The sequence below is a fragment of the Methylomonas sp. BG-2 genome (genome assembly GCF_057766305.1).
This window is the reverse complement of record NZ_JBYMAP010000288.1, coordinates 1-4,445: the sequence shown is the minus strand read 5'-3', so window position 1 is coordinate 4,445 and position 4,445 is coordinate 1. Positions and strand designations below refer to the sequence as shown.

The 4,445-nt window shown below is 58.1% G+C and carries 3 protein-coding genes; all 3 read right to left on the bottom strand.

Going from position 1 to position 4,445, the window contains the following annotated elements:
• Positions 1-114: 114 nt before the first annotated feature.
• Positions 115-1,083: a FecR family protein gene (locus AC3B8H_RS18850; protein WP_488443065.1), complete on the bottom strand. Its 969-nt coding sequence runs from the start codon at positions 1,081-1,083 to the stop codon at positions 115-117.
• Positions 1,084-1,140: 57 nt separating this feature from the next.
• Positions 1,141-1,644 carry an RNA polymerase sigma factor gene (locus AC3B8H_RS18845; protein WP_488443064.1) on the bottom strand — a complete coding sequence of 168 codons (504 nt, stop codon included), beginning with the start codon at positions 1,642-1,644 and terminating at the stop codon, positions 1,141-1,143.
• 427 nt (positions 1,645-2,071) lie between these two features.
• The coding region (locus AC3B8H_RS18840; RefSeq protein WP_488443063.1) for a TonB-dependent siderophore receptor at positions 2,072-4,445 on the bottom strand (2,374 nt) is incomplete at its 5' end.

Here is a 4,445-nt window from a genome sequence, read left to right as displayed (position 1 = left end):
TTTCGTCGTGATTCAAAGCATTCCGGCATGGCACGATCCGCAATGCCTTCTTGGCATACCGCCCAGCTTGCCCAAACTCGCCGGCTGGCCCGGCGATTCGCGGCGGAAGACCGTCTAACGATCCAGCACGATCACGCCGAGCCCGGTTTGCCGGGTTTTGACCGGCAAGGCCGCCGCGATGACCCTTAGGGCCGCGCTCAAGTCGGTGCTGGGAAAGTCGCCGCTGACCTTAAGGTCACGCAAGGCCGGATCAGCCAATTGCAAGTCCACCGCGTGGTAGCGGCCCAGTTGCTCCACCACCTCTGCCAGCGGCGCGTTGCGAAACACCAGTAAATTTTTTTGCCAGGCCGTCACCGCGTCGGCATCGAACGATGTCGGCGCGTCCAGACTGCCGCGCACGTCGAAATGGATTTGGCGGCCGGCCGGCAGGCGCTCGTGCAGCGTGCTGCTGGCCGTGGCGACTTCGACTTCGCCCTCGATCACGCTGACGGTCGTGCCGTCGCGGCCTTGGTAGACGTTAAAGCGGGTGCCGATGTCGCGAATGCGTCCCGAGGCGGTCAACACTTCGAAGGGCTTGGCCGGATCGTGCTTGACGTCGAATAGGGCCTCGCCGCGTGCCAGCGTGACTTGCCGGGTTTGCCAAGCCTCATTCACCCGCAGCCGGCTATCGGTATTCAATTCGATTCGCGAGCCGTCCGTCAACGTAACCGACAGGCGTTGCCCCTTGCCGGTGCGGTATTCGGCTGAGCGAAGCCAGTTCCAGGCCAGCGGCGGCGCGGCCATCAGTACCACCGCCAGCGCCAGGCCGCGCACACGCCGATTTTGCGTGCGCCGAACTTGGTTTCGCGCTTCGCGAAATTGGGCGCGGGCATTGGCCAGCGCTGGATCGACGGCTTGACCTTCGGGCGGAGAGAAGTTTCTCCAGACGCTTGCGGCATGGCGGTAAGCCGGCAGGTGGCGGGGATCGGCGTTCAGCCAAGCCTCGAAAGCCCGCCGATCGGCGCTTGAACTCGGGTCGTTCAGCCGTTTTAATACCCAGCGGCTGGCTTGCTCGGCAATATCGGGATCGGTGGGCTTGATCATGGCGACGATGAAACACGACGGAAGACGATGACGGCGGCTTGCACAACCCGCCGCCCGTTAATCGCCTTGCTCACGCAAGCGGGCGCAGCAATGCGCCAGGGCCTTGGCGCAATAGCGCTCGACCGTGCGGCGTGGCAGATTGAAAGCCTTGGCGATTTCGGCCTGGGGTATGCCGTCGATCCGGTGCAGTAAAAAACAGGTGCGGACGATGTCCGGTAAATCCTGCAGCGCTTGCAGGCTGAATTGGTAACTTTGCCGGCTTTCGGCTACGGTTTCCGGTAGCGGCAGCGGACAAGCGAAATGGTCGTATTCGGCGTGGTCGTGGTCGATCAATTCCAGGGATGGCCGGCGAAATTGGTCGGCGCTGAGATTGGAAGTGATCTTGAACAGATAGGCGCGGTGGTTGTTCACCGCCGGCAAATCGGCATGTTGCAGCAGGCGCAAAAAGGCATCCTGCACCAAGTCCTCGGCGTTGTCGCAATGGCCTTTGCGCTCCGCAAACGCCAGCAATTCCTCACGGTGGCGGCGAAACAGCTTATCCAGCAGGTGATTGATCGTCATAGGCCAAGGTCGCGCTCAATTCGATTTCGATGATCCGGTGTCGATAACATTCGCCAAGCCATTGCGGCTCGGCGGCTCAAATCCGACCTGCCGGCGATTGTTAATTCAGAATAACCCATTCAGCCGTGGGAACGCACCTGCTTTGAATGGGTTTGGATCGGCGAGGCGCTATAAAGGCGCTTTTTTCGAGGCATCAAGCCGGCATTGGGGGATCAGCGGCGAACGGGAATGCCGCATTTGCCGCGAATTCAAGCGGATTGGGCGCGGAGCGTGGGCCGGGGTTGAGGTACGAACCCCAACACGACGACCCCAAAACCGATCCGCAAGCCGTCAACAACGAAACATCAAAGTTACCGACGCTTTCTAAGCCCATCAATGTTGGGGGGGCGTACCTAACCCCAACGGTTCTTCATGTAAGCGGTGTTAACTAATATTCGATGCGTACCGAGCCCATAAATGTCCTCGGTGCGCCATAAGTGCCAACGCCGTAAGTGTTGAGACCTTGCAGATAGGTTTTATCCAACAAATTGTCCGCGTTGATCTGCGCGGTGACCCGGGTTTGTCCGACCTTCCAGGCTTGGCTGGCCATCAGATTAAGCGTGGCGTATCCCGGCGTTTTTTGGATTTCGTCATACCCCAGAAACCGTTCACCGACCGCTTGGATGCCGGCGCCGACCTTCAGACCCTGCAGACTTGCCGGTTGAAACTCGTAGGTGGTCCAAAGATTGCCGCTGTTTTCCGGGGCGTTGTGCAAGCGTTTGCCGACGTATCGGCTATGAATCGGGTCTTCCACCGTTTGCGCGAACGGCATGTATGCATAGGCCGCCATGACTTTCCAGCCAGGCAGAATCTCGCCGCTGATGTCCAGCTCCAAACCGCGACTTTCCGCTTTTCCTATTAATTGCGACGGCGAACCGGGTGGAAAATCTTGGAAGGACAGGTTGTACTTCTTCAGATCGAAATAGGTCAGCGTGGTGATCAAGCGGCTATCGAACAACTCGGTTTTGATCCCGGCTTCCCATTGCGCGGCGGTTTGCGGCGCCAGGACTCGGCCTTGGGCATTCAAGCCATTGGGCGCGCCGAAATTTTCGGTGTAACTTCCGAACAGCGATAGCTCCGGTATTGGTTGCCAAAGCACGCCGCCGCGTGGCGAAACGCGGTCATTGCTTTGTTTTTCGACGAACGGGGTTTGGACGCTGGGGAAAAATTGCGGGATCGCGCCGTAGTCGGCATAAGTGTCGGTGTCCGCGTTGTCGTAGCGCAGACCGCCCAACAGATGCACGTGGTAAGGTAGTTCGACTTGGTCCTGAGCGTAAAATCCGAACCAGGGATTGTCGTATTCGAAGGTATTAAAAGCTGTTCTTTGTGGTGGAAAGCTGGACACCGTCATGCCCGGCATTGGGTAACGGTGGATGGGCTGGTAGGCATTACTGCTCTCGAATCCCGGCATCCACGCAAACACCGGTCCCATGGTCGCTCTGGCATCCGTCTTCAGATAATCACTACCGATCAACAAAGTATGTTTGGCGAAGCCGGTTTCGAACTTGCCGGTCAACTCCAGCGAGTTGAAGTAATTGTTGTAGTAGTCTCCGCCATCGAAATTTTGTTCAAATCCCCAGCGCCCAAAATTGCCGCTGGCGTCGGCTGAGCCGCTCGCCGCGACATTGCGCGAAGTCACTTCCGCGAAACTGGCGTTAAAGCGGTGGCGTAGCGTCCAGTTCTCGTTAAACGCGTGTTCGGTATTCGCCGAGAACATGACATATTGATCTTCACTGTAAGCCCAGGGATCGTTGAAATTCCGGCTTCTAGGCACTTTTCCCAACAAGTTGTAAGGAATCGGATTATCCGCGCGAGTCTTAATATCGCTGTATTCCAATTTGAACGTCGACGTGGTTTGGTCCGAGATCCGCCAACGCAACATGGGCGCGGCAAAGATCCGTTCGCCGCCGCCCCAATCCGTTATCGAGTCGTTAGCCTGATAGGCGAAATTGACCCGATAAGCCAGATCCCTGCGAGTGCTTATCGAACCGGTGGCGTCGATGTCGGTGCGCAAATGGCCGTAAGAACCGAATTGTTGGCGTACACTGTAGTACGGAGTATCCAGCGGCTGTTTGGTCACGAAGTTGATAATGCCGCCCGGTTCGGAGCGGCCGAACAATATCGAACCGGGACCTTTCAACACTTCGACTCGGTCGATATTCGCCAAATCGACCGTATGATGCCAACCGTTAATGAATGGAAAACCGTCCCTATAGTAGGTCGAGCCGCCGCCGCCGTTGGAGCCGCTGGAGGATGTGGAGCTAAAGCCGCGTAGGTAAAACTCTCGGTCGTTGCCGTCGCCGCTGACGATGCCGCTGACGTTTCTCAGCGCTTGGTCTAGCGTGACAACCTGTTGATCCTTCAACACTTGTTGTGGAACGACCTTAACCGAGAGCGGCGTCTGCATAATCGGCGTGTCGGTTTTGGTGGCCGTGGACGCGTTCGGCAGGCTGTAGGCGGGGTTGTAAGGATCGGTCGAGTCGTAAATCGCCTTTCCAACCACTGTCACCGCCGGCATCGCCGCCGGTGCCAGCCGACTACGACCCGCGTCGGCCGGACTCGCTTCCAGCGTCACCGTGCTACCGCTGATTCGGTATCTCAAACCGGTACCTTGCAAGGCTTGGCTCAGCGCCTGTTCCAACGACATTTCGCCGCTGACGCCGGGCGACGCCAATCCCTTCACCATCTCCTCGGTAAATACCAATTGCACGCCACCCTGTTCGGCGAGCGCGTTCAGTGCCGAATACAGGGGCTGTTTGCCA